Annotated in this window: 22 protein-coding genes; 9 read left to right on the top strand and 13 right to left on the bottom strand. The window is 71.1% G+C overall.

What is annotated here, in order from left to right:
* The 3 genes from LXT23_RS48575 to LXT23_RS48565 all read right to left on the bottom strand — a co-directional run.
* The coding region (locus LXT23_RS48575) for a GspE/PulE/PilB domain-containing protein (RefSeq protein ID WP_456107038.1) at window positions 1-650 on the bottom strand (650 nt) is incomplete at its 3' end.
* A gap of 9 nt (window positions 651-659) precedes the next feature.
* On the bottom strand, window positions 660-1427 hold the full coding sequence (locus tag LXT23_RS48570; protein WP_253987385.1) for a GspE/PulE/PilB domain-containing protein: 768 nt from the start codon (window positions 1425-1427) through the stop codon (window positions 660-662).
* Window positions 1428-1488: 61 nt separating this feature from the next.
* Window positions 1489-2340, bottom strand: coding sequence for a DUF4292 domain-containing protein (locus tag LXT23_RS48565; protein ID WP_253987384.1), 852 nt, complete (start codon window positions 2338-2340; stop codon window positions 1489-1491).
* A 43-nt stretch (window positions 2341-2383) separates the two neighbouring features.
* Between LXT23_RS48565 and LXT23_RS48560 the strand changes: the two genes are divergently transcribed.
* Both LXT23_RS48560 and LXT23_RS48555 read left to right on the top strand, forming a co-directional pair.
* Entirely contained in the window at window positions 2384-3085 is a 702-nt protein-coding gene (locus LXT23_RS48560) for a MotA/TolQ/ExbB proton channel family protein (RefSeq protein ID WP_253987383.1), read from the top strand.
* 19 nt (window positions 3086-3104) lie between these two features.
* Window positions 3105-3554 (top strand): ExbD/TolR family protein, encoded by a 450-nt coding sequence (locus LXT23_RS48555; protein WP_253987382.1) that lies wholly within the window; start codon window positions 3105-3107, stop codon window positions 3552-3554.
* Window positions 3555-3642: 88 nt separating this feature from the next.
* Here LXT23_RS48555 and LXT23_RS48550 read toward each other — a convergent pair whose 3' ends face one another.
* From LXT23_RS48550 to LXT23_RS48535, 4 genes are all read right to left on the bottom strand, one after another.
* Window positions 3643-5487, bottom strand: a complete 1845-nt coding sequence (locus tag LXT23_RS48550) for an acyl-CoA dehydrogenase (RefSeq protein WP_253987381.1) — start codon at window positions 5485-5487, stop codon at window positions 3643-3645.
* Window positions 5488-5657: 170 nt separating this feature from the next.
* Window positions 5658-6317 (bottom strand): MaoC family dehydratase, encoded by a 660-nt coding sequence (locus LXT23_RS48545; protein WP_253987380.1) that lies wholly within the window; start codon window positions 6315-6317, stop codon window positions 5658-5660.
* Window positions 6317-6766 (bottom strand): MaoC family dehydratase N-terminal domain-containing protein, encoded by a 450-nt coding sequence (locus LXT23_RS48540; RefSeq protein WP_163998343.1) that lies wholly within the window; start codon window positions 6764-6766, stop codon window positions 6317-6319. Before LXT23_RS48540 ends, LXT23_RS48545 begins: the two co-directional genes overlap by 1 nt.
* A gap of 16 nt (window positions 6767-6782) precedes the next feature.
* Window positions 6783-7784: an NAD(P)H-dependent amine dehydrogenase family protein gene (locus LXT23_RS48535; protein ID WP_253987379.1), complete on the bottom strand. Its 1002-nt coding sequence runs from the start codon at window positions 7782-7784 to the stop codon at window positions 6783-6785.
* A 238-nt stretch (window positions 7785-8022) separates the two neighbouring features.
* Between LXT23_RS48535 and LXT23_RS48530 the strand changes: the two genes are divergently transcribed.
* Window positions 8023-9135, top strand: coding sequence for an HD domain-containing phosphohydrolase (locus tag LXT23_RS48530; protein ID WP_253987378.1), 1113 nt, complete (start codon window positions 8023-8025; stop codon window positions 9133-9135).
* 10 nt (window positions 9136-9145) lie between these two features.
* Here LXT23_RS48530 and LXT23_RS48525 read toward each other — a convergent pair whose 3' ends face one another.
* Entirely contained in the window at window positions 9146-11323 is a 2178-nt protein-coding gene (locus LXT23_RS48525) for a peptidylprolyl isomerase (protein ID WP_253987377.1), read from the bottom strand.
* A gap of 110 nt (window positions 11324-11433) precedes the next feature.
* Between LXT23_RS48525 and LXT23_RS48520 the strand changes: the two genes are divergently transcribed.
* The 4 genes from LXT23_RS48520 to LXT23_RS48505 all read left to right on the top strand — a co-directional run bounded on the left by LXT23_RS48520 (window position 11434) and on the right by LXT23_RS48505 (window position 17646).
* Complete coding sequence (locus LXT23_RS48520; protein WP_253987376.1) at window positions 11434-12327, top strand: hypothetical protein; 894 nt, start codon at window positions 11434-11436, stop codon at window positions 12325-12327.
* Window positions 12328-12394: 67 nt separating this feature from the next.
* Complete coding sequence (locus LXT23_RS48515) at window positions 12395-13330, top strand: AAA family ATPase (RefSeq protein ID WP_253987375.1); 936 nt, start codon at window positions 12395-12397, stop codon at window positions 13328-13330.
* Complete coding sequence (locus tag LXT23_RS48510) at window positions 13327-14673, top strand: DUF58 domain-containing protein (RefSeq protein WP_253987374.1); 1347 nt, start codon at window positions 13327-13329, stop codon at window positions 14671-14673. Before LXT23_RS48515 ends, LXT23_RS48510 begins: the two co-directional genes overlap by 4 nt.
* Before the next feature lie 201 nt (window positions 14674-14874).
* Window positions 14875-17646 carry an SNF2-related protein gene (locus LXT23_RS48505; RefSeq protein ID WP_253987373.1) on the top strand — a complete coding sequence of 924 codons (2772 nt, stop codon included), beginning with the start codon at window positions 14875-14877 and terminating at the stop codon, window positions 17644-17646.
* A gap of 74 nt (window positions 17647-17720) precedes the next feature.
* Here LXT23_RS48505 and LXT23_RS48500 read toward each other — a convergent pair whose 3' ends face one another.
* The 5 genes from LXT23_RS48500 to LXT23_RS48480 all read right to left on the bottom strand — a co-directional run bounded on the left by LXT23_RS48500 (window position 17721) and on the right by LXT23_RS48480 (window position 22411).
* Window positions 17721-18086, bottom strand: coding sequence for a Smr/MutS family protein (locus LXT23_RS48500; protein ID WP_253987372.1), 366 nt, complete (start codon window positions 18084-18086; stop codon window positions 17721-17723).
* 273 nt (window positions 18087-18359) lie between these two features.
* A complete protein-coding gene (locus tag LXT23_RS48495) occupies window positions 18360-19415 on the bottom strand; it encodes a DUF72 domain-containing protein (RefSeq protein WP_253987371.1) in 1056 nt (351 codons plus the stop codon).
* A gap of 106 nt (window positions 19416-19521) precedes the next feature.
* The gene (locus LXT23_RS48490; RefSeq protein WP_253987370.1) at window positions 19522-20190 is read right to left on the bottom strand and encodes a response regulator; all 669 of its coding nucleotides are present in this window, start codon (window positions 20188-20190) and stop codon (window positions 19522-19524) included.
* A gap of 43 nt (window positions 20191-20233) precedes the next feature.
* The gene (locus LXT23_RS48485; protein WP_253987369.1) at window positions 20234-21391 is read right to left on the bottom strand and encodes a sensor histidine kinase; all 1158 of its coding nucleotides are present in this window, start codon (window positions 21389-21391) and stop codon (window positions 20234-20236) included.
* A gap of 96 nt (window positions 21392-21487) precedes the next feature.
* The gene (locus LXT23_RS48480) at window positions 21488-22411 is read right to left on the bottom strand and encodes a diacylglycerol/lipid kinase family protein (protein WP_253987368.1); all 924 of its coding nucleotides are present in this window, start codon (window positions 22409-22411) and stop codon (window positions 21488-21490) included.
* A gap of 148 nt (window positions 22412-22559) precedes the next feature.
* Between LXT23_RS48480 and LXT23_RS48475 the strand changes: the two genes are divergently transcribed.
* Both LXT23_RS48475 and LXT23_RS48470 read left to right on the top strand, forming a co-directional pair.
* On the top strand, window positions 22560-23237 hold the full coding sequence (locus tag LXT23_RS48475; RefSeq protein ID WP_253987367.1) for a Fic family protein: 678 nt from the start codon (window positions 22560-22562) through the stop codon (window positions 23235-23237).
* A complete protein-coding gene (locus LXT23_RS48470) occupies window positions 23227-23940 on the top strand; it encodes a hypothetical protein (protein ID WP_253987366.1) in 714 nt (237 codons plus the stop codon). The genes LXT23_RS48475 and LXT23_RS48470 overlap by 11 nt, the downstream gene beginning before the upstream one ends.
* Window positions 23941-23961: the final 21 nt, after the last annotated feature.

Raw genomic sequence — 23961 nt, 5'->3', positions numbered from 1 at the left:
GGCGGCGGAGGAGACTCCCTGGGCGGAGGCGGCGGCGTGGCCGGGCCGCGGGCCGCGGGCCTCGCGGCGGGCGCGGCAGCGGCGGCGGGCTTCGGTGCGGCGCGCGGGGCCGGCGGGGGCGGCTCGGGGAAGTCCCACTCCAGCGACGCGCCAGCGGTGACGGGCGGAGGCGTGTCCTCCTCGTCCAGCGGCTCGGCCTCCACGATGTCCAGCGGCTCGCCGCGGGCCCGCGCCAGGGCGGTGTCCATGTCGTCCGTGGCGACGACGAAGACGCGCATCTGCTTGCGCAGCTGGAAGCGCAGCTCGTCCACCAGCGTCAGGTTCCCCGGGTCCTCCACCGCGACGTGGATGCGCTCGGCCCGGCCGTCGCTCTCCACCCGGAAGGGCATGATGCGGTGCTCGGACTGGAAGTCCACGGACACCAGCGCCGTGACGGCGGGGGGGATGTCCTCGGGAAGCTCCACGAAGGGCAGGCCGTGCTGGCCCGCCAGCGCGCGGGCGATGTCCGCGTGCGTGCACAGCCCCTGGGAGATCAGCACCTCTCCCAGCCGCTGGCCCCCCGGCGCGCCGCGACGACCGAGCGCCGAGCGCACCTGCTCCTCCGTGACCACGCCCGCTTCGATGAGCAGCTCGCCAATCTTCTTGCGCATGGTCGTGGGCTACCGCTTGACCTTCGCGAGGTATTCCTCGCGGGAGAACACACCCTTCTCGATGAGCAGCTCCACCATCGCCTTGAGGGCGGCGACCTCCTTGCGCTGCACCTCCTCCACGCTGCGCAGCAGGTCCGCCGGGCTGCCGGTGTTGGCGGGGCGCACGGCCGGCACCTCCTGGCTCGTCGGCGGGCGCGCGGCGGGCGGCGGCGTGGGCCTGGACGCGGGCGAGGCGGCCACGGCGGCCGCGGCCGGGTCCATGTCCTTCAGGTTCTTCACCACCGTGCGGCCCTGGGCGTCCACCACCTTGAAGTTGGTGTCCGCGTCCTCCAGCTCCGCGTTCTCCTCGTAGATGCGCGAGAAGGCCCGGGCGATGGACGTGCGGCCCGCCACGTTGGGGACGATGCGGCACTTGGTGAGCGCGCGCAGCTCGTCCAGCATCCGCACGTTGAGCGGGTCGGACATCGCCACCACCAGCGTCTTGCCCTCGTCCCTCAGCTGGAGCGGCAGCACGGAGAAGTCCCGCGCCGTCTGCGAGGAGATCTTCGCCTTGACGTGCGGCGGCACCATCTGCACCGCGTCCAGGTTCACCGCCGGCATGCCGAGCTGCTTGGACAATGCGCGCACCAGGATGTCCTCGGACACGAGGCTCATCCTGACCAGGATCTCCCCCAGCTTTCCGCCCCACTTCGCCTGTTCGGCGAGCGCGGCCTTGAGCTGGCTCTCCTGCAGCACGTTCGCTTTGATCAGCAGTTCACCGAGCTTGATCTGTGCCATGTCGTGGGGGGCACTGTAGATCGACTCGGAGGAGTGCGCCCCATCTTCTCCGCCTGCACGGTCAGGAACCCGGCACGGCGGGCGGGGCGGGCTCCACTGGCACGGCGGGTACGGGGGCCCCGGACTGAAGCTCCCGGCCCCGCTCGTCCACCTCCACCACCTTGGCCCCCTCGGGCGCGGCCAACTCGTACAGGGTCATGTCCGGCCGTCCGTTGAGGGTGATCTGCTGGTACCGGACCTGCAACTTCGTGGCGGCCTGCTCGGCCACCAGCTCCACCCGGCCGGGGAAGATGAGGCTGCCGCGCTCGAGGAAGTCCTCGAACTTCAGGTCGTACCCCGGGATGCCGCGCACCTCGCTCTTCACCACGCGCAGGAACTTCGGATGGACCTGGAGCACCTGGGTGGCGGGCCCCCGGAAGAGCGTGAGCACGTAGACGCCCTCCTTCCGGTCCAGGGCCAGCGTCATCCGCTCCGGGGGGATGAGCGGCACCTGCCCGAGCATGATGGCCACCAGCTCCTCGGCCGGCAGCAGCACCGGCAGGAAGCGCGACACGTTCTCCGGGCTCGAGGGCCCCTGGTAGTACGTGTTCGTCTCCGCCTGGTAGAGCCCGAAGCGCCGCCCATCCGACACCAGGGAGGCGAGCGGCCGGTTGAAGAAGTCGAACGTCTCCAGATGCATCAGGGACGGTCGGGTGATGGACACGAACATGCTGAGGGTGCCGCTGGCCTGGGGCGACTCGGCGCGAAGCTTCGCGTCCCCCTCCAGCGAGACGATGTTGTCCTGGTTCTCCCGGACGCGCTTGTAGACGACCTCGGCGTCGGTGAGCTCCCCCTCGGGGCCGAACTCGATTCGCTTGGGTGGGCAGGCCGAACAGAGGACTGCCAGGAAGATTGCGGCGGCTGCGCGGTTCATATCTCCTAGTCTGGGCCATGGCGCCCTGCCGGGTCACCAATCAATGAGCCTGAACGAAATCCTCCACTACCTCCGCCTGGGTGGCGTCACCCTCGCCCTGCTGCTGCTGGCCTCCGTGGCCGCGCTCATCGTCGCCGTCGAGCGCATCATCACGCTCTGGGGGGTGAGCGAGCGCTCCCGCCTCCTGGGCGAGACGGTCAGCAAGCACCTGCTCCGGGGAGACATCGCCGCGGCCCGCACCGCCGCCGAGCGCTCGGACGCGGTGGCCGCCGACATCTTCCTCGCCGGCTTCGACCGGCTGGAGCGCTCGCGCACCTCCGGGGGCTCGGGGGTGGACGCCGCCGTGGAGCGCGAGCGCGCCCAGGTGGGCCTCAAGCTGCGCCGCAACCTCTGGATGCTGGCCACCATCGGCTCGATTTCGCCCTTCGTGGGCCTGTTCGGCACCGTGGCCGGCATCATGCGGTCTTTCAAAGACCTGGGCCTGGACGTGGAGGCCGGCGGCACCGGCGGCAGCGCGGCGGTGATGACGGGCATCTCGGAGGCCCTCGTCGCCACGGCGGTGGGCATCCTCGTCGCCGTGCAGGCCATGGTCTTCTACAACTACTTCCAGGCCCGCCTGTCGCGCGTGCTGGTGGAGCTGCGGCTGCTGGGTGACGAGTTCGTGGAGCTGCTCAAGGAGCGCGCCTCGGGCGCTCCCCTGCCCCCGGAGCCCGCCGTGGCGCACCCGGACCCGAAGCTCGCCTGAGCCTCCGAGGACATCCACCATGGCCATGGGCAAGACACCGGGTGACAACGAGGGCGACGAGGGCGTCTTCGCCGAAATCAACATCACCCCGCTGACCGACATCTTCCTGGTGCTGCTCATCATCTTCATGGTGACCAGCTCCGTCATCGTCCAGCAGGGCCCCGGAGGCGGCGCCAAGGCGGGCCTCAAGGTGAACCTGCCCAAGGGCGGCGCCGCGGACGTCACCGCGCGCAGCACGGACCTGTCCGTGGCGGTGCTCGCCGACGGGCGCTTCGTCCTGTCCGGCAACATCGTCTCCGAGGAGGAGCTGCGGAAGACGTTCGACGACGCCCGGGCGAAGGACCCCGACACCGTCGTCATCGTCCAGGCGGACGAGGGCGTCCCCCACGGCACCGTGGTGCAGGTGATGGAGCTGGCGAAGCAGGCCGGCCTCGGGCAGCTCGCCATCGGCGTGCGCGACGGCGAGTAGGCCCCTCCCGACGGCAGCTTCCGGAAACACGAAGGCCACCCGGGGCGAGCTGCCCGGGTGGCCTTTGCCCTTCACGTCATCAATGGACTCAGACGGTGCCGAACGCGGCGTCGGTGATGTCCATGGGCGAGGTGTCCTCGGCGGCGAGCATGCGCGCGGCCTGCTCGACGGCGGGCAGCACGTTCCGGGCGTAGTAGAGGGCGCTGTACTTCTTGCCCTCGTAGAAGGCGCGGTCCGGGTGGTCCGCGGACACGGAGGCCTTCGCCTTCTCCGCGATGAGGGCCGCGTCCAGCAGCAGCCAGCCCACCGCCACCTCCGACATCATCTGCAGGAAGCGGTTGGCGGACAGCGGAATCAGCGGGAACTTGCTGCCGTCCTGCGACCAGCCGAACACCACCATGGCGCTGGCCATCAGGGCCTCCTGCGCCGAGGCCAGCGTCTTCACGGCCTCGCCGTACACAGGGTTCTCGCGGTTCGCCTCGATGAAGGCGCCCACGTCGCCCATGAACTGCTGGAAGTGCATGCCACCCGCCTGCCCCATCTTCCGGCCCACCAGGTCCATGGCCTGGATGTGGTTGGTGCCCTCGTAGATGGCGAAGATCTTCGCGTCGCGGGTGTACTGCTCCACCGGGTAGTCCTGGATGTAGCCGGCGCCGCCGTACACCTGGATGGCCTGCGCGCACAGGCGGAAGGCCTGGTCGGAGCCGTAGGCCTTCACCAGCGGGGTGAGCAGCTCCACCTGGCCCTTGTGGTAGGTGGCCGCGTCGTCGTCCTTGCCGGACAGCTGGCGCGCCTTGTCCAGGTGCATGGCCAGCTTGATGATGAGCGAGCGGATGCCCTCCACGTGCGCCTTCATGTCCAGCAGCATCCGGCGTACGTCCGGGTGCTCGATGATGGCGGCGCGGGGCGCGGTGGGGTCCTTCCACTTGGTGAAGTGCGAGCCCTGCTTGCGGTCCTTCGCGTAGTCCAGCGCGTTGAAGTACGCGGCCGACGCCAGGCCCAGGCCCTGGATGCCCACGGCGATGCGCGCGCCGTTCATCATCTTGAACATCTGGCTCATGCCGACGTGCTCGACGGTGCCCACGAGCTCGCCCACACACGCGTCGTTCTCACCGAAGTTGAGGACACAGGTGGCCGAGCCGTTGATGCCCATCTTGTGCTCGATGGAGCCCACGCCCACGTCGTTGGGCTGGCCGGGGCTGCCGTCCGCGTTGATGCGCAGCTTGGGGACGATGAACAGCGACAGGCCCTTGGTGCCCGGCGACGCACCGTCGATGCGCGCGAGCACGAGGTGGATGATGTTCTCCGCCATGTCGTGGTCGCCGCCGGAGATGAAGATCTTCGTCCCGCGGATGTTGTAGGTGCCGTCGCCGTTGCGGCGGGCGGTGGACTTGGCCGCGCCCACGTCCGAGCCGGCGTGCGGCTCGGTGAGGCACATGGTGCCGCCCCACGTGCCGTTGAGCATCCGCTCCACGAACTGCTTCTGCTGGGCGGGGGTGCCGCACTCGGCGATGACTTCCGCCGCGCCGAACGCCAGGCCCGGGTACATGTTGAACGCGGTGTTGGCGCCGGAGAGCAGCTCCTCCACCGTCACCTGGAGCATCATCGGCGAGCCCTGGCCGCCGTGCTCCGGGCTCACGCCCACCGTCTTGAAGCCCTGCTCGTACAGCTTCTTCCACGCGTCCTTGAAGCCCGTGGGCGTGAAGACGGCCCCGTTCTCCACCCGGCAGCCCTCCCGGTCACCGACCGAGTTGAGGGGCCCCAGCACCTCACGCGCGAAGCGGTACGTCTCCGTCAGCACCGCCTTGGCCTCGTCCGGGCCCCAGGCCTCGTACGGAGCCTGCCCGGACACCTGGCCGAAGCCGAACTGCTCGAACAGCGTGAAGAAGATCTCTCGAAGGTCGGTCTTGTAGGTGTTGATGCCGGCGGACATGTCCACTCCTGCGTGACGGCTCACGGCCCGTCCCTGTTTGAAAGGACAGAGGGTCAGTGGCCCAGATGAGACGCAGGAAGTGTGACGGCGACTGATTTTTGAGTCAACCCTGAATGACACCATGCGTTGAGGGGCGGTCAGAACCGCCCGTCAAGCCGGGGAAAAACCGCCTACTTCTTCGCTTTCTTGGCGGTGGGCAGGGAGGCCGTCTTGGCGGCCGGCTTCTCGCGGGGAGCCGTCTTCTTGGAAGAGGCGCCGGTGGGGCGCTCGTCGCCCTCCTCGCCCTCCTCGGGGGCCGTCGCGCCGCTGGCGGTGGCGGGGGCGGCGGTGGACAGGCTCTCGCGGGGCACCTCCACCACGATGGGGGCCTGGCCGGAGCGCTGCCGGTTCTCGTCCTCCAGCGAGTAGAAGAGCTGGATCTGCGAGCCGCCCTTCATCACCAGCTCCCCGCGCTGGTTCTCCGCCCACAGGTCGATTTCGACGAAGTAGCGGCCGCCGGTGCCGTGCCTGTCGCTGACGCGGCCCTTGCAGACCACGGTGTCGCCCGGCCACACCATCTTGATGAAGCGCACGTTGTAGCGCCGCATCTGCCCGCCGCGGGCCCAGTCGCTGATGAGCTGGCCGAGCATGCCCATGACGAGCATGCCGGGGGCGTAGACGCTCGGCATGCCCACGCTCTTGGCGTAGACCTCGTCCACGTGGACGGGGTTGTAGTCGCCGGAGGCGCCGGCATAGCGGGACAGCTGCACGCGGTCGACGGGCGCCTTGGCCAGGGCCGGCAGCTCGTCGCCGACGCGGATGGACTCGAAGTACAGCTTGCGCGCGGGCATCACGGGGTCTCCTTGGTGGCGCGGACCACCAGCGTCCGGCGGGCGCGGAACACGAGATTGCCCTCCTCGTCGCGGCCCTCGTCCTCGATGACGGCGATGTCCATGCGCCCGGAGATGCCGGGGCGCTCGAAGACATCCGACACGCGGGTGGACACGTAGATGCGGTCGCCCGCGAAGATGGGCCGCTCGTAGTCGAAGCCCTGCTCGGCGTGCAGCAGGCTCTTGATGCCCACCCCCAAGAGCTCCCGCAGGTCCGCCGCGGAGTGGAAGGACGCGGGGAACGTGGGCGGCGCGATGATGGTCGGATAGCCGGACGCCCGGGCGTACTCCTCGTCGTAGTAGATGGGGTTGTAGTCCCCGATGGCTTCCGCGAAGCGGCGGATGGCGCCCTTCTCTACCTCGTTGAGCGTCGGCGGCGAGGCGCGGCCGATCGCGTTCTTGTCCAGCATTATCCCTCTCCTGACTCTAACGTCCGGCCGGAAGCTCGAGCACCGTGAGGAGCCCTGCTTCGGCAGCCGTCAAGCGTGGCGCGGCATTCACCAGCGCATTCGCGGTGGCCCGGTCGCCCGCCACTCCCCCCGGGATTTCCAACACCAGCTTCGGGTCCGCATCGATTTCGATGCGGTCCTTTGGATCATCCGCGCCCATGGCGATGGTCAGCTCCAGGCGGACCCGCTCCTGCCCCTCCTCCAAACCCACCACGGACTGGAACATGCCCGCCACGCGTCCCTTCTTCACGGGGAAAGCGCCGCCGGAGATGTCCTCCTCGGCGAACACGGGGGCTACTTCTTCTTCGTAGTCATCGCAATCGAGCCCCAGTCCCAGGGCCGCGAGCGCCGCGGACTCCACGAGTCCCACGTGCCCCAGCTGCTCCCCGTCCACCAGCTCGAAGAACTCGTCCTCCGTCAGCCCCGCGCCCACCTTGCGCTGCAGCGCCTCACGCCGCGTGCGGGCGTCCACCACCCGCGTGGCGGTGGCGCGGCGCACCGGCCCGCACACCTGCCCTGCCACGGCCACCAGCCTGTCCAGCGCGAAGCCGGGATTCACCCCGGTGCCTACAATGGCCACCCCGGCCTTCTGCGCGGCCTGGTCCAGCTTGTCCGCCAGCTCGGGGTACTTGAGGTACGGGAAGGCCAGCTCCTCGCACGTGCTGGCGACGGACAGCCCCTGCTTCATCGCGTCCAGCAGCTGGTCCATCACCTGCGGCAGCCGCGAGCCGGTGGCGTGCAGCAGCACCACGCCCTTGCGCTTGCCCACCGCCTTCTCGAGCGAGTCCACCACCTTCACCCGCGGCGCAGGACCTCCCAGCACGTCTCCCAGCGCGCGCCCCACCAGCGAAGGCTGCGTGTCCACCGCGCCGATGAGCTCCACTTCCATGGAGGACATCGCGGCCCTGGCAATCTCCTGCCCGATGAAACCCAGTCCCATGACTACCACCGGAACCGGCCCTTCGGGGGCTCTAGCCATCGGAGATTGCTCCAGGATTCCAAGGGGTTAGCGACACAACGCGGCCTGCCTGCGCACCATAAAACACACCTTGGCGGGCAGGCAAGCGTCACTTGGATGTACGACTCTTCCGGACTGGGAGAACCTCCAAGGATTTCCGGGACTTGCGAGCACACAGCCCCGGGGGCCCCCTGTTTTGGCGGTAGGTGACGCGTGTATAAGTGAGGGCAGGCTCGCCGCTCCCGGAGACACCGCAGACATGGACCGCATCCTCGTGGTGGATGACGACGTTCTCATCCTTGCCGCGCTGTCCCGGATCCTCCAGACCGAAGGCTACGAGGTCGTGACGCACAGCGACCCGGCGCTGGCGGCGCGGGAGACGGGCTTCCACGTCGTGCTGACGGACTTCATGATGCCGTACCTCAACGGCATCGAGCTGCTGGGAGCGCTGCGCGAGCGCAACCCGAAGGCCGTGCGGCTGATGCTGACGGCGGCGGCGGACTTCCGCACCGCGTCCGAGGCCGTCAACCGCGGCGAGGTCTTCCGCCTGCTGGGCAAGCCCTGGGCGCTCAGCGACCTGGTGAGCAGTGTGCGCCAGGCCTTCGAGCACTACCGGCTGGTGGAGGCCAACGAGCGGCTGTCGCGCGAGGTGGCGGAGAAGAACGCGGAGCTGGTGGCCATCAACCGGGACTTGGAGCGGCGCGTGGTGGAGCGCACCGCGGGCCTGCTGGACGGGCTCATCAGCGCGCTGGACTACCGCGACACGGAGACGCAGTGGCACTCGCGCCGCGTGTCGCTCTACTCGCGCCGGCTGGCCCAGGAGGTGGGCATGGCCGGGGCCGCGCTGGACGTGGTGGAGCAGGGCGCGCTGCTGCACGACATCGGCAAGATTGGCGTGCGCGACTCCATCCTGCTCAAGCCCGGCCCGCTCACGCCGGACGAGTGGGTGGAGATGCGCAAGCACCCGGAGTTCGGCTACCGGATGCTGTCGAAGATGCCCTACCTGCACGAGGCGGCGCTCATCGTCCTGCAGCACCAGGAGCGCTGGGACGGCAAGGGCTACCCGCAGAACCTGGCGGGCGAGGACATCGTCCTCGGGGCGCGCATCTTCTGCATCGCGGACACGGTGGATGCGATTACGTCGGACCGGCCGTACCGCAAGGGCCGGCCCATGAGCGTGGCGCGGGATGAAATCCGCCGCTGCTCGGGCACCCAGTTCGACCCGGCGCTGGCGGAGGCCTTCCTGCGCATCCCTGAAACGGAGTGGCAGCGCATCCGCCACGAGGTGGAAGGCATGGAGCAGGAAGAGCTCAAGCGGTGGCACGCCCACCCGATGGGCCCGCCGTCCCTGGCCCGCGCCAGCGGCGCGTGAGGCCCTCGCCTCAGGGCAGCTCCACCGTGCGCACCTCGCGGATGATGTCGCCCTCCAGCAGCGCGTCCACCACGTCCATGCCGGACACCACCTCGCCGAAGGCCGTGTAGCGGCCGTCCAGGTGGGGCTGCGGCGCGTGGGTGAAGAAGAACTGGCTGCCTCCGGTGTCCTTGCCCCCCAGCGCCATGCCCAGGGTGCCGCGGCGGTACGGCCGGCGCGTCATCTCACAGCGGATGGAGTAGCCGGGCCCGCCCTCCCCGTCCCCGCGCGGGTCTCCGCCCTGCGCGACGAAGTCCGGCACCACGCGGTGGAAGGAGACGCCGTTGAAGTAGCCCTTCTTCGCCAGCGCGTAGAGGTTGCCGGAGGTGAGGGGCGCCTCGTCCACGTCGAGCAGCACGGTGATGTCGCCCTTCGCCGTGCGCAGCACCAGCCCGGCCCGGGCCGGCGCGGGCTCCGGGCGGAAGGTGTCCTCCGGCAGCTCCACGCGCTCGGAGCGCACGGGCTGGCCGGTGAGCTGGGTGAGGGCCTCGGCCGCCACGCGGCGCACGTTGGCATGCGGGTGCTTCAGCCACTCGCGCAAGCGCGGCTCCGCCGCCTTGCCCTCGAGTGCGACGAGCGCGCCGGCCACCGGCTCCGCCAGGTCTCCCGGCTCCTTCGGCACGCGGTCGGCGAGGGCCGCCAGCTCGTCACGGCCCCCCGGGCCCTTCAGCTTCCCCAGGGTGGTCGCCGCCGCTCCGGCCACCACCAGGTCCTCCTCCTTCAGCAGCGGGCTCACCGCCGTGGCCGTCCGCATCACGGGCCGGGCGCCGAGGACTTCCAGCGCGCCCAGCCGCACCCGCGCGTCCGAGTGGCGCAGGTAGCCCACCGCGAAGCCCGCCGGGTCCTTGCCCTGTGACTGCGCCACCTCGCGCAGGCCCAGCGCCAGCCGCCGCTCGTCCTGCACCCGCCCGAAGCCGCAGTTGAGCGTGTCCGCCACCACGCCGCGCTGCCGGTCCAGGGCCGCCGCCACGCGGCAGTCCAGCCAGCCCAGGTCCGCGCGTGCCAGGTCCGATGCCGCGTCCCGCTCCGCGTCCGCCAGCGCCAGCCGCAGCTCCACCAGCAGCTTCTCGCCGAAGGCGGGCAGGCCTTGCTGCGCCAGCGCCAGGATCGCGTGGCCATCCGCGGAGCGCGCCAGCGTCTCCGGCGGGGCCGACTTGTCGCCGCGCTGCCGCGCCTCCGCCACGGCCGTGCCCAGCTCCGGGGTCTCCATCCCCCGCGCCACGCGCCGGGCCCGGTGCAGCAGCGCCTCCAGCGCATCCACCGCGGTGCAGGGGCCGCTGCACGTCGCCGCCAGCTTCGCCAGCGAGCGCGCCGCCTCCGCCGCCACGCGCGGCACCTTGTCATCCAGCAGTTGGCCCAGCACCACCGAGTCCTCCGGGCCTCCCACGTCGCCGAAGGCCTTCGCGCACAGGCCGCGCACGTCCGCGTCCGCGTCGCCGAGGCAGCGGCGCAGCGCGGGCAGCGCCTCGGGCCGCTTCGCCGTCATGAGCAGATAGGCGCCCCCGTAGCGCGCCTCCACTGGCTGCTTCGCCGCCAGCAGCGCCTCCACGGGCGCCAGCGGAACGCCCGCCACCACCGCCGCCCCACCCCGCCGCGCGGCCACGCCCAGCACCAGCGCGGCGCGGCCCGCCACCACCGCGTCACCGTTGTGGAGCTGCTCCACCAGCCGGGCCACCGCGGCCGGCGTCCCCGTCCTGCCCAGCGCGTCGAACAGGATGGCGCGCACCCGCGCCTCGCGCTCGTTGCCCTCCGCTTCCAGCAGCGCCTCCGCGAGTGACGCACGCTCGGCGTCCGTCAGCGGCTCCCACGCCAGGGCCAGCTCGCCGGCGGCGAAGGCGGCCTCGTCCCGCACGTCCGGCTCGGCGTCCTTCAGGCCCGCGCGCACCGCGTCCAGCGTGGCCGGGTCCTGGATGCGGGCCAGCGCGCGCAGCGCCCGCGCGCGCACCCGGGCCTCCGGCGCACCGGTGGCCAGCGAGACGAGCGCTCCGTCTCCGAGCGAGCGGCGGTCCTCCCACGCCTGGATGCGCGCGAGGGAGGCCGCGTCGGCCGTGTCCGGGAGTGAGTCCGGGACGGCGCGGACACACGCGGAGGACAGGACGAGGACAGCGAGGAGGGCGGACGGTGCACCGGCGGTGCGCAGGCGGCTCATGCGCTGGGGCGTAGGCCAATTCCCCGCGAAAATCCAGGGGTTAGCGCGCATGGGGTTTGACAGCCGAGGTCGGGGGCTCCGAAGATGCGGCCTCGTTTCTCTCAGCGGGAGTGCCGGTCCTGAACTGCCCTGGCTGCGGCTCGAAGGTAGCCGCCAAAGCGTCCATCTGTTCCGTCTGTGACTACATCATCGACGGCTCCTTCCTCGCCGGAGAGCCCCCCGCCGGAGACGACGACGAGTCCACCGACGCGCGGGAAGACCCCCGCACCGCCGCGAAGCCCGCGCCGGCCCCGCGTCCCAAGGGCAAATCCGGCAGCCGCACGGCGGTGCCGGACTCGGACTCCACCAACATCCGGAGCATGGACGACATCGTCCGCTCCGCGCCGCCGCGCGCCGCGAAGTCCGCGACGGCGTCCCGGCCCGCCGCCCCTCCCCGCGCCGCCCCTCCGGCCCGCCGCGCGCCGGAGCCCAGGGTGGAGGACGCCGCGCCGGACCCGTGGGACCGCTCCGTCCGGGCCCCGGGGGACAACCCCATGGGGGACCCGGACGAGGTCATCCGCGACGCGAAGGAGCTCTTCCGCCTGCTGAGCGGCGGGGACAAGGTCGCCTTCTGGAGCGCGGCCCTGGTGCTGTTCACCTGCTTCCTGCCCTGGAAGGAGACGGCGGCGGATGGCGACGTGCTGGGGCTGATGAGCCTGGGCGCCATCGCCTTCGTGCTCTCCATCGTGGTGATGACCGCCATCGGCATCCGCGTGCGCGAGTCGCTGCCGGGCGTCAACCCGGTCATCCCCTGGATGGCGCAGCTCGTGTCGAGCTTCGTGTGCCTCGTCTGGTGCATCATCTACATCAAGATCTCCTCCGACACGACGCAGGTGCCCACGCCCATCGGCAACGCGGAGATGATGAACTCGTCCCCGAGCATCGGCGTCTTCGTGGCCGTGCTGGGCTCGGTCGCGATGGTGGGCGGGACGCTGCTGGGCCTCAAGAGCAAGTCGCCCGCCTGAAGCGCGCCGTCCTCCTCACGAATCCGCTGCCGCGCCTCGCGGCGGCGGACTACCGTCTGCCTCCACCATGTCCGACGCCGCCCCCCTCTCCCGCCTCACCTCCGCGCTCGGCGCGGCCGTCTTCGGACAGCAGCGCGTGCTGGCCGACCTGGTGACGGCCTTCCTGGCGCGCGGCCACGTGCTGCTGGAGGGCGTGCCCGGCGTGGCCAAGACGCTCACGGCGCGCAGCATGGCCGGGGCGCTCGGGCTGAACTTCGCCCGCATCCAGTTCACCCCGGACCTGATGCCGGCGGACATCGTCGGCACCAACGTCTTCCAGCCGCAGGACAACGCCTTCCGGCTGGTGCGGGGCCCCATCTTCACGGAGGTGGTGGTGGCGGACGAAATCAACCGCACCCCGCCCAAGACGCAGGCCGCGCTGCTGGAGGCCATGGAAGAGCGGCAGGTCACCATCGACGGCGTGTCCCACCCGCTGCCGCCGCACTTCTTCGTGGTGGCCACGCAGAACCCGCTGGAGCTGGAGGGCACCTACCCGCTGCCCGAGGCGCAGCTGGACCGCTTCATGATGCGCGTGCGCGTGGGCTACCCGGAGGCCGAGGCGGAGACCGTCATGCTCCGCGCCTTCCACCAGCGCGAGGGCCGGCCTCCGACGACGGACCGCGTGGTGGACCTGCCCACCCTGCTGGAGCTCCAGCAGCGCGCCGCGCGCGTGTCGTGCGACGACTCCATCCTCCAGTACGTGGTGAACGTGGTGCGCGAGACGCGCGCCCACCCGAGGGTGCGGCTGGGCGCCAGTCCCCGCTCGGCCCAGGCGCTGCTGGCCGCCGCCAAGGCGCGCGCGGCGCTGCTGGGAACGGAGTTCGTCACCCCGGACGACGTGAAGGACGTGGCCTTCAGCGTCCTCAACCACCGCCTCCTGCTCAAGGCCGAGGCCGAGGTGGAGGGCGTCACCGCCGACGACGTCCTGCGACAGACGCTCGAGCGGGTCCGAGTGCCCCGGTGAGCCTCGGCCGTCCCGTCCCCACCGGCCTCGCCGTCGCACTGCTGGCCGCGGGCCTCGTCCCCGCCGCCCTCGCGGTGGCGAGCCCCGCCTTCGGCTGGCTGGCGCTGACGGTGGACGTGGCGGTGCTCGCGCTCTGCGGGGTGGACTTCCTCCGGGCCCCGCGCGCGGAGGCGGTGACGGTGCGGCGCCGGGTGGAGCCCATCCTCTCCTCCGGCACGCGCAACCCGGTGCACCTGGACTTCGAGCGGACGGACGGCGGCGCCGCCCCCCTGCGCCTGGAGGCCCGCGACGAGCCGCCCACGAATGTGGACAGCACCGGCCACCGCCAGGCCCTCACGCTCCCCGGCGGGCCGCCTGTCCCTGGCAGGACGACGGGGCTCACGTACTTCGTCACGCCGCCGGCGCGGGGCGACGCGCGCTTCGGGGACGTCCACCTGCGGCTGCGGGGCCCGCTGGGCCTGTGCGCGCGGCAGGTCCGCGTGCCGGCCGCGCAGTCGGTGAAGGTGTACCCGGACCTGACGGCGCTCTCGCGCGAGGCGCTGTCGCTGGCGCGGGCCTCGGACTCCCCCTCCGCGCGCGTGCAGCGGCGCCGCGCGGCCGAGGGGCGCGAGTTCGAGTCGCTGCGCGAGTACCGCCCCGGAGACGACTACCGCCACATCGACTGGAAGGCCTCCGCGCGCCACGCCAGCACGCTGGTGCGCACGTGGCAGCCGGAGCGGCACCAGCCGGTGCTGCTGCTGCTGGACTGCGGGCGCCACATGGCGGGCCGGGTGCGGGGCCGCCGCAAGCTGGACCATGCGGTGGACGCGGCGCTGCGGCTGGCGCGGGTGGGCCTGGACGCGGGCGACATGGTGGGCGTGCTCGCCTTCGCCAGCGACGTGCGCTCCTTCCTCCCGCCCCGCAAGGGGCGCGAGCACCTGCGCCTCATCACCGAGTCCCTCTACCGCGCCGAGGCCGCGCTGGAGGAGAGCGACTACGGCCGCGCCTTCGACTTCGCCTTCGCCCGGCAGACGCGCCGCGCGCTGGTGGTGCTCTTCACGGACCTGGTGGACCCGGACGCCTCCGCCAGCCTCCTCACGCGCACCCTGGCCCTGAGGCCCCGGCACCTGCCCGTCGTCGCCTCGCTGCTGGACGAGGACGTGGAGGCCGCGGCCACCGCCGTGCCCGTGGAGGCCCAGGACGCCTACGCGCGCCAGGCCGCCGCGCGCCTGGAGTCGGAGTACCGGCGCACCGCGACCACCCTTCGCGACGCGGGAGCACTCGTCGTCCGGGCCCCCGCGAAGGGCTTCGGCGCGGCGGCCCTCAACGCGTACCTCGACGTGAAATCGCGCGGGCTGCTCTAACCCGCATCGTCAAGTCCAGCGGAAAGTTCGGAAGATGCGTGCGTGCTCCGAGTGCGTGCGTCGCTCGCGAAGAACTGTGCCAATCGCGCGGAGGCCGAATTCTAGGCTCCGGAGACGACCCCCTTTACAGACACGTCTCCGTCAACAAAATGGCGCGTCTCTCTCGCCCGCCTCACTGGCGGGCGACCTCGAACATCACGGATGGAGACGGTCTTGGCGGAGGGCGCGAGGGGCTTGAGGGTTGAGGTGGAGGCGGACGCTTCGGCGGCGGCGGCGATGGCGGCGCGGGTGGAGTCGGAGCCACCCCTCAAGTCGCTGACTCCCTTCCACGAGCGGCTGCTGGCGGAAGAGCTGCTGGCCCGCAGTGGAGACACGCAGCAGCGGCTGGCCGGCGCGCTGTCGGAAGCGAAGGTGGACCTCAACCCGCACCAGGTCGAGGGCGCCATGTTCGCGCTCGACTCGCTGTCGCGCGGCGGCTGCATGCTGGGCGACGAGGTCGGCCTCGGGAAGACGATTGAAGCAGGCCTCGTCATCGCGCAGCTGATGGCCGAGGGGAAGAACCGCATCCTCATCCTCGCGCCGGCCACGCTGCGCGCGCAGTGGAACAGCGAGCTGCGGGAGAAGTTCGACCTGGACAGCGTGCTGGTGGACGGCCGAACCGTGCGGGCCACCGGCAACTGCTTCGACCAGCCCTTCCCCGTCATCTGCTCGCACCCCTTCGCGGCGAACAAGGGCGCGCTGGCGGCGGAGATTCCGTGGGACCTGGTCGTCATCGACGAGGCCCACCGCCTGCGCAACGCGCACCGGCCCAACAACAAGATGGGCCAGGCGCTGAAGGCCGCGCTGGCCGGCAAGCCCAAGCTGCTGCTCACCGCCACCCCGCTCCAGAACGACATCATGGAGCTGTTCGGGCTGATGTCGCTGCTGGACGAGCAGATCCTCGGCCCCGAGCACGCCTTCCGCAGCCGCTACCGCGTGGACGAGGGCGGCGGCATGTCCGAGGCCGCCGTCGCCGAGCTGAAGGAGCGGCTGGCCCCCGTGGTGCAGCGCACCCTGCGCCGGCAGGTGCGCGAGTACGTCCGCTACACCAACCGCCGCTCCATCGTGGAGGACTTCACCCCCTCCCCCGAGGAGCACGACCTCTACGAGAAGGTCAGCGAGTACCTCCAGCGCTCGGAGGCCGCGGCGATTGAACCCGGCAAGAAGACGCTGCTGACGCTCTGCTACCGCAAGCTGCTCGCGTCCTCGACGTACGCCATCGCCCCCACCCTGCGGCGGCTGTCGGACAACCTGGAGAAGCGGCTGGCGGCGGCGAAGCTGGGCCAGCAGGCGCTGGCCCTGTTCGAGCCGGAGGAGGCCAAGCAGTTCGTCGAGGAGGGCGAGGAGTGGTCGGACGACCCGGCCAAGGCGCCCAACGTCCGCGCGCTGGAGCAGGAGGTCTGGGAGCTGCGGCAGTACGCGGACCTGGCCGACTCCATCAAGGTCAACGCCAAGGGCGAGGCGCTCAAGCGCGGCCTGGACCGCACGTTCGGGGTGATGCGCGCGCACGGCTGGCCGGAGAAGGCGCTCATCTTCACCGAGTCCAAGCGCACGCAGCAGTACCTCTTCAACCTGCTGTCGGACAACGGCTACCGGGGGAAGATCTCCCTGCTGGCCGGTGACCTGGCCAGCACGCCGGAGGAGCGGCGGGCGCTGGTGGACGACTTCCGGAACAAGTCGCAGATCCTCATCTGCACGGAGGCCGGGGCCGAGGGGCTGAACCTCCAGTTCTGCAACCTGGTGGTGAACTACGACCTGCCGTGGAACCCGCAGCGGGTGGAGCAGCGCATCGGCCGGTGCCACCGGTACGGCCAGCAGCGGGACGTGCTGGTCATCAACTTCCTCAACCGGATGAACGCGGCGGACGCGCGCCTGTTCGAGCTGCTGGAGAAGAAGCTCAACCTCTTCGACGGCGTCTTTGGCGCGTCGGACGAAATCCTGGGCGCGCTGGAGAGCGGCGTCGACTTCGAGCGGCGCATCCTGGACATCTACCAGTCCTGCCGGAAGCCGGAGGAAATCAACATTGCCTTCGACAAGCTCCGCGAGGAGCTCGAGGGCCGCATCAGCAAGCGCATGACGGAGATGCGCTCGGTGGTGCTGGAGCGCTTCGACGGTGACGTGCGGCGGCGGCTGCGCGGGCAGCAGGACCAGACGAAGGAGGCGCTGGCGAAGCGGCAGCAGGAGGCGCGCGCGCTGACCGCGTCCGTGCTGGGCAGCCGCACCTCGGGCCGGCTGGAGATTGCGAAGGCCGCGTACGCGGTGAAGGAGCGGACGCAGGACGCGGTGAGCTACCTGCAACTGGACGCGTCCGGGCTGCCGTCGCGCCTGGCGCGGCTGGCCGGCTGCGAGGGCTGGTGGTTCGCGTACAAGTTCGAGACGACGGGCCTGAAGCCGGAGGAGAAGCTGGTGCACCTGGTGCTGGTGCGCGAGCGGGACGGCGGCTTCCGGGCGCTGCCCCTGTCGGACGGGGCGCACTTCGTGAAGCTGGAGGCGAAGCCGGAGAAGCGCCGCCAGCCCGCGCCGGTGTCCGTGCAGCTCATGCAGGAGCAGGCGCTGGTGGCGGCCAAGGACGAAATCGTCCGGGCCGCGGAGCGCCGCAACGCGCTGGAGCTGGACAAGGCCAAGGAGCGCGCGGACCGGTACGTCGAGGACTGCCTGATGGAGTCTCGCGAGGCCGTGGAGGCCGCGCGGCAGGTCTGGTTCGACGCGCGCAAGGCGGTGGCGGCAACGGCCGAGGACGTGGCGGAGCGGGCCAAGGCGCGCGCGCACTCGGACCGGATGGAGCGCGAGTACCGCCGCAAGCTGTCCTCGCTGCGCAACGAGGAGGAGAAGCGCTACGCCGCCAAGGACCGGCAGCTCGCGGACCTCGCCCAGAAGGCGAAGGTGAACGAGAAGCGCTCGCTCATCGCCTCCGCGTACTTCTGGCTGTCCTGAGCGGAGCGAATACCTACACCCACCCATGCGAAGCACGGGTGGCACTCGCTGCGAAGAGGGCTCCGCACCGGGAACTACGTAGTGGGGGCCTCCGGCGGCTTCAGCCGCACCCACGTCGCGCCCCAGCCGCCGTCAGCCTCCGAGGCGGACTGGAATGACTCCACCTCCGGCAGCTTCGGCAGCAGCGAGTGCACCGTGCGCCGCAGCGCCCCCGTGCCCTTGCCGTGGATGATGCGCACGTCGAGCAGGCCCTTCTGACGGCACGCCCACAGGTACTCGACGACGAGGTCCTTCACGTCCCTGGGGTGGAAGAGATGCAGGTCCAGGTTCCCGTCGATGGGAATTTCTACAGCCTCTTCCTCAGTGGGCAGAGGCTCCGGACCCTCCGGTGGCAGCGGCGGCTCGCTTGCTGGTTGGGGCGGCAGGCGACCTCGGGCCATGTTGCCACTCCTCCATCTCCCGCTTCTTCTGCTCCGCCTCCAGGCGCCGGCGCTCCCGTGCTGCCTTGAACTGGTCCGAGAGGGAGGTCAGCTCGCCCTTGAGGGCGGAGAGGTGCTTGCCCACATCCTCAGCGGAGGCGTCGCGACGCTCGTTCGCGCGCTCCACCTGCGCGCCGGCACCACCGGCGGAGAGCTGAAGCATCAGGGCTGCAACGGCCATCGACATCATGTCCAATCAAGTAAGCAAGAGTCGTGCTCAGGGGCAACCCTCATTCAGGAGGGAGCGCTCCTCTGCCCGCCCTCCTCCGTTTTGCGCGTGACAATCCGCTCCGCGAGTCGGATGGCCGACAGGGGGGCACTGCCCTCGGCCTTGTTGTTGATGGTGACGTAGGCGGGCATCCCCCGGCGCTCGGCGGCCAGGCACGCGCGGGCGAGGACGTCGCGGGTGGGCAGGTCCTCATCCACCAGCTTGTCGAAGGGGGCGTAACGCGCGCGGGCCTCCTCGTAGCCCAGGTTGGGCGGCAGCATCCACCGCACCACCAGCGCGCGGGCCTCGAAGGCGCGGGTGCGCTTCGCCTGCTGCGCCACCGGGGGCATGTCGCGCCACACGGCCATCACCGGGCTGGCGCCCACGTCCGCCAGCGCCTGCGCGAAGCCCTCGGTGAGCAGCTCCTCGTTGCGCACCTCCACCGCGTACAGCGGGCCCCGGGGCAGCGCGGCGAAGAAGGCGTGCAGTTGCTCCACGAAGCGCCCGGGCCCGCCGAGCACCTGCGGGTCCTGGGGCGGGAACTGGAAGACGAGCGGCCCGGCCTTCTCCCCCAGCCCCTCCACGAAGGGCGCCACGACGTACTCGGCGGCGTAGGCGGCGTTGAGGTACCGGTCATTGGGCTGGCCCCGGTGGGCGCCGTAGCGCTCGTGCAGGGGGAAGCGCGCCATGGTGCAGACCTCGTGCGCCTTCACGAGGAAGCGGAAGGACGGGGGCACCTGCTCGGCGTACTCGGCGAAGGCGCTGGCGGGGATGGGGCCGTAGAAGGTCCGGTCGATGCCCACCGTGCGCAGCACCGGGTGGTGCCCGTACGCGGCCAGGCCCTCCCGCGCGAGCTGGGACGCGGAGGCCTCGTGGTCGAACACGAGGCCGGACCAGCCGGGGAAGGTCCACGACGAGGTCCCCAGGTAGACGCCCTGGGGCAACTGCTGGCCCAGGGAGGACAGGCGCTCCTCCACGGGCGCGGGCCCTACCGGCTGGGTTCCCTTGCGGGCCCGGGCGGGGGCCTCCACGGGGGCGCCGGTGAAGAGGTCTATCTGGACGGGTCCTCGTTGTGGGGCCATGGAACGTCTCCTGCGGTTCAGTCCGTCCGGCAGACGTAACGCCGGGCGCCACCTGATGCAGCAGGTTGCCTCACCCTGGGCCCACTCTCCAAGTGGTATGTCCGCCCTACAGGCAGCCAAGCTCCATGGCCCGGAGGACGGCCCGGGTGCGGTCCCTCACGCCCAGCTTGGAGAGGATGCTGGAAGTCTGGTTCTTCACCGTTCCCTCCGCCGTCCCCAGCGCCTGGGCAATCTCGCGGTTGCTGAGGCCCCGGGCGATGAGGCGCAGCACCTCCACCTCACGGCGGGTGAGGCCCTCGGGCAGGTCCGAGTGGGGGAAGGCGTGGGGCAGCTCGGCCACGCCCCGGGCCACGCGCTCGGCGACGCCGGGGGGCAGCAATGTCTCGCCCGCCGCCACGCGCCGGATGGCATCCGCCAGCTCCTCCATCGACACGTCCTTGAGGAGGAAGCCCTGCACACCCGCGCGGAGGGCCTCGATGATGGCGGCGTCCTCGTCGAAGGTGGTGAGCAGCACCACGCGCCGGCCCGGGTCTCTGGCGCGCAGGGCGCGGAGGGCCTCCAGCCCCGTCATCCGCGGCATGCGCACGTCCATCAGCACCACGTCCGGGTCCAGCTCCGCCACCTTGCGAAGGGCCTCCTCGCCGTCGGCGGCCTCGCCCACCACGCGCAGGTCCGGGGTGAGGTCCAACAGGCTCCGCAGCCCCTGGCGCACCAGGGCGTGGTCATCGGCCAGGACCAGGCGGATTCGCCTTACGGCCTCGTCACCATTGCTCATCCCGTCACCCCCGAAGCCGCCGAGGTCGCCGCTTCACCCTCGCTCATCCCGTCACCCCCGAAGCCGCGGGCAGCCACGCCTCCACCTCGAGCCCCTTCCCCGCCGCCGCGCGCCACTCCACGCCTCCCCCCAGGCGTGCGAAGCGCTCGCGCATGCCGCTGAGGCCCGCGCCCGGAAGAACGGCCGCCGTGCCGCGCCCATCGTCTCGAGCGAGGACGCGCACCCCACCCTCCTCGGTGGGGACGATGGAGATCCACAGGTTGCGCGCACGCGCGTGGCGCAGCGTGTTGGTGAGGACCTCCTGCACGCAGCGGAACAGCGAGTGCGCCGCCTCGGAGGACTCCAGGGCGAACGACTCGGGCACGTCCAGGTGCACGGCGAGCCCCGGGGCACCTTCCGCGAGCGAGCGCAGCGAGGGCAGCAGCGGCAGGGGCGCGTCACGCAGCGCCGTCACCGTGCCTCGCACCTCGGACAGCAGCGTGCGCGCGGCCTCGCGGGCACGGCGCAGGTGCTCGGCGGAGGCGGTGTCCTTCGCGGTGTGCGCGGCGGCCTCCAGGTTGAGGGAGAGCGCGGTGAGGTGGTGGCCCACGGAGTCGTGCAGCTCGCGAGCGATGCGCAGCCGCTCGCCCTCGCGCTCGCGGGTGGCGAGCAGCACCTGGGTGGCCTGCAGCTCCGCATGCAGCCGGGCCAGCTCGCGGCGGGCCTGGGCTTCGCGCACCATCACCAGCGCCGTGCCGAGCGTGAAGCCCTGGAAGCCGGCGTAGATGAGCGTCTGGATGAGCGCGCGCAGAGGGGGATGGAAGGCCAGGAACACGAGCAGCGTCCCCAGCACCTGCGCCGCCACCCAGGCCAGGGCCTTGCGATGAGGCAGCACCTCGGGCGCCTGCCCCGCGGCGATGGCGAGGAGCGCACCATCCAGGCCGCTGTCTCCCGTGGCGATGGCGACCAGCGCCGACACCGACTGCAGGGCGAGCAGCGAAGGCTGGGCAGTGTCTTCATCGCGTGCGTGGAGCCAGAAGGCCACGCCGAAGGTGAGGAACGCGGCCAGCCACACGAGCGTCTGCGGCTGCGTCCACCGCTCGGGCGCGCGCGACAGGTCCAGGAACTGCGGGAAGCCGGCCACGGCCCAGGTCAACATCCCGGCCGTGAACAGCAGGCGATGGGTGGTGGCGGACGGCGCCACACCAGACACCTTGTGCATGGAGGGGAGCATATGAGCCCCCCGGACGACAGGCCATGTGCCGGAAGTCACATGCGGCCGGCGTGAGCCCCGTGCCGTTGCGTTGGCGAGAGCCGGCTACACCTTGAGGCGGATGGCACCGGGGATGAGCGTCATGGTGCACGGCAGGCGGCCCGGCGTCTCACCGTCCACGTCGAGGAACACGTCCTCGCCCTCCATGGGCTCGGCACGCAGCGTCTTGCAGCGCAGCCGGCGCGTGCCCTTCCACGTCACGTGGTTGCCGTTGTAGACGCCCTTCGACTTGAGGACGAAGTCGCTGAGCCCGTAGCCGGACCAGAGGGTGACGTCGAAGAGGCCGTCGTGGGTGACGGCGTCCGGCGCCACGAACATGCCGCTGCCGAAGTAGCGGCCGTTGGCCACCGCCACCGTGGTGATGTCGAGCGTCTCCTCCGGGCCGCCATCGGCGGAGATGCGCACCTTGCGCTCGGTGTACTTCACCAGGCCCTTCACGGTGCCCCAGACGAAGCTGAAGTTGCCACCCAGGGCCTTGCTGCTGGTGTTGACCTCGCGAGCCACCAGGCCGCTCACGCCGAACGAGGCGATGTTGGCGAAGTAGCGCGTGTCGGGCTGGCCCTCGTTGTTGATGAAGTCGAGCCGGCCCACGTCGAAGGGCTCCGTCTTCTCGGAGCGCAGCCGCTGGAGCGAGGAGTCCAGGTCCAGGTCCCAGCCGAAGGTGCGGCGGAAGTCGCCGCCGGTGCCTCGGGGGATGAGACCCAGGGCGGCGTTGGGGTTGATGGCCTTGCCGTCTCGGAAGAAGCCGTTGGTGACCTCGTTGAGGGTGCCGTCGCCGCCGACGGCGACGATGCACTCGTAGCCGTCGTCGATGGCCTGGCGGGCGATGCGCGCCGCGTCCATGCCGCCCTGGGTGAATCCGTGACCGAAGTCACCGAGCGCCCGGCCCACCTGCGCGGAGATCTCCGCCCAGCGCTTACCCGTCTGACCACCGGCGCTGCGTGGATTGACCACCAGGAACGTCTTCATCGGAACCTGCCCCTCCCTTACGGCCCCCCTGTTTACGCGGTTGTGAGTCAGCACTCCACTCCATGGCCCGTCCATGACGCGCCGGGTCCACGCAAACCCCTGCCCGTGCCATGCTGTTGCCGGCTGTACCGCAGAGGGAGCCCCCGCCGTGGCCACCCAGGATGCCGTCGAGAAGCTGGTGCCGCACCTGAGGGCCACCCTCTCCGTGGACTGGGACTTCCCGCACCTGCGCGCCGACCTGGATGCCGCCAGCGCCCGCCCCTTCGAGGAGACGCGGGCCCAGGAGGTCTACCTCGCCGAGCATGACACCCCGGCCCATGGCGGAGACACGGCCCGGGAGGCCCGCTACCTGTCCGCCCTGGCCCGGGTGCGAGCCCTGGCCGACGCGCGCGAGCCCCTCACCTGGGCGCGGCTCGTGGAGGTGCAGGCCGAGGTGCTCGGGAGGCCGGTGGCCTTCCGGACGGGCACGGCCTTCGCTCACAGCGGCGCGCACCGCTACCTGTACTCACCGGAGCTGGAGGAGATGTTCATCCGGAAGGTGGAAGCGGACGCGAAGGACGACTGTCACCCGGTGGCACGGGCGGTGCGGTTGTACCTGGACGTGGCCTTCTTCCACCCGTTCCCGGATGGGAACGCGCGGGCGGCGCGGCTGTGGTTCGAGTACTGCCTGCGCCGGGAACGGCTGCCCACGCCTCCCCTGGCGCCGTGGGTGCTGCTGCCGAAGCCCCCCGGAGACACGGAGCGCTACGGGCGGCTCGTCCGGCTCGTGGCGCGGAGCATCGCCGGAGACGACTGCCACGAAGGAAGGGCGCGCGATGGGACGTAGCAGGAAGGCGCGTGAGGAGGGCTACACCTGGGAGCTCATCCAGCGCAGTCTGGACGGCTACCAACCGGAGCGGCTTGCCGCCCTGCTGCGCGAGTACCTGGCGCCGCGCATCCCTTCCGGCGTGCGCAAGCTGAGCGACGCCCTGCGCGAGGAGCTGAAGGAAGGCGTGGAGGCCATCCTCGATGACAACCTGGGCCCCTGGTACCACCAGACCGGCGTACGGCTCGGGAATGGGATTGTCAGCGGTTACTGCTGGTGCCACAGCTTCTTCAACCACAAGCCCTTCCCAGACCTGGGCGTGGAGCACAACATCCAGCTGATGCTGAAGTCCCTGGGGTGGAGCCATGCGTGGTTGAGCAAGCTGGACGCCACCTTCCGCTCCTCGGAGCTGCTGGACGACGAGGACCCGGGCATCCGGCAGCTGGCGTTGTCGGACGCGGTGGTGAAGACCCTGGAGCTCACGGTGGACGCCACCGGGACGGAGGACGCCTGGTACGGCTACGCCTTCGACGCGGTGCACTGGCTGTTCCAGGCCAGGGGCTTGAGCCTCACCTCGAAGGTGAGCAGCGCGATGCGGAAGACGATGGGCGAGTTCCGCTCATGGGTCGGCCCCACCGAGGACGAGGCCCGCGCGGCCGGAGACGCGGTGGCACTCGCGGCGATTCAGTCGGGCTTCGGCGCGCGCTACCCACGGAAGGAGTGACGGAGATGCATGGCGAGGAGC

The sequence above is a fragment of the Pyxidicoccus xibeiensis genome (assembly GCF_024198175.1).
GTDB lineage: Bacteria > Myxococcota > Myxococcia > Myxococcales > Myxococcaceae > Myxococcus > Myxococcus xibeiensis.
The sequence above is the reverse complement of the archived record's forward strand: the minus strand, read 5'-3'. Positions and strand labels throughout refer to the sequence as shown.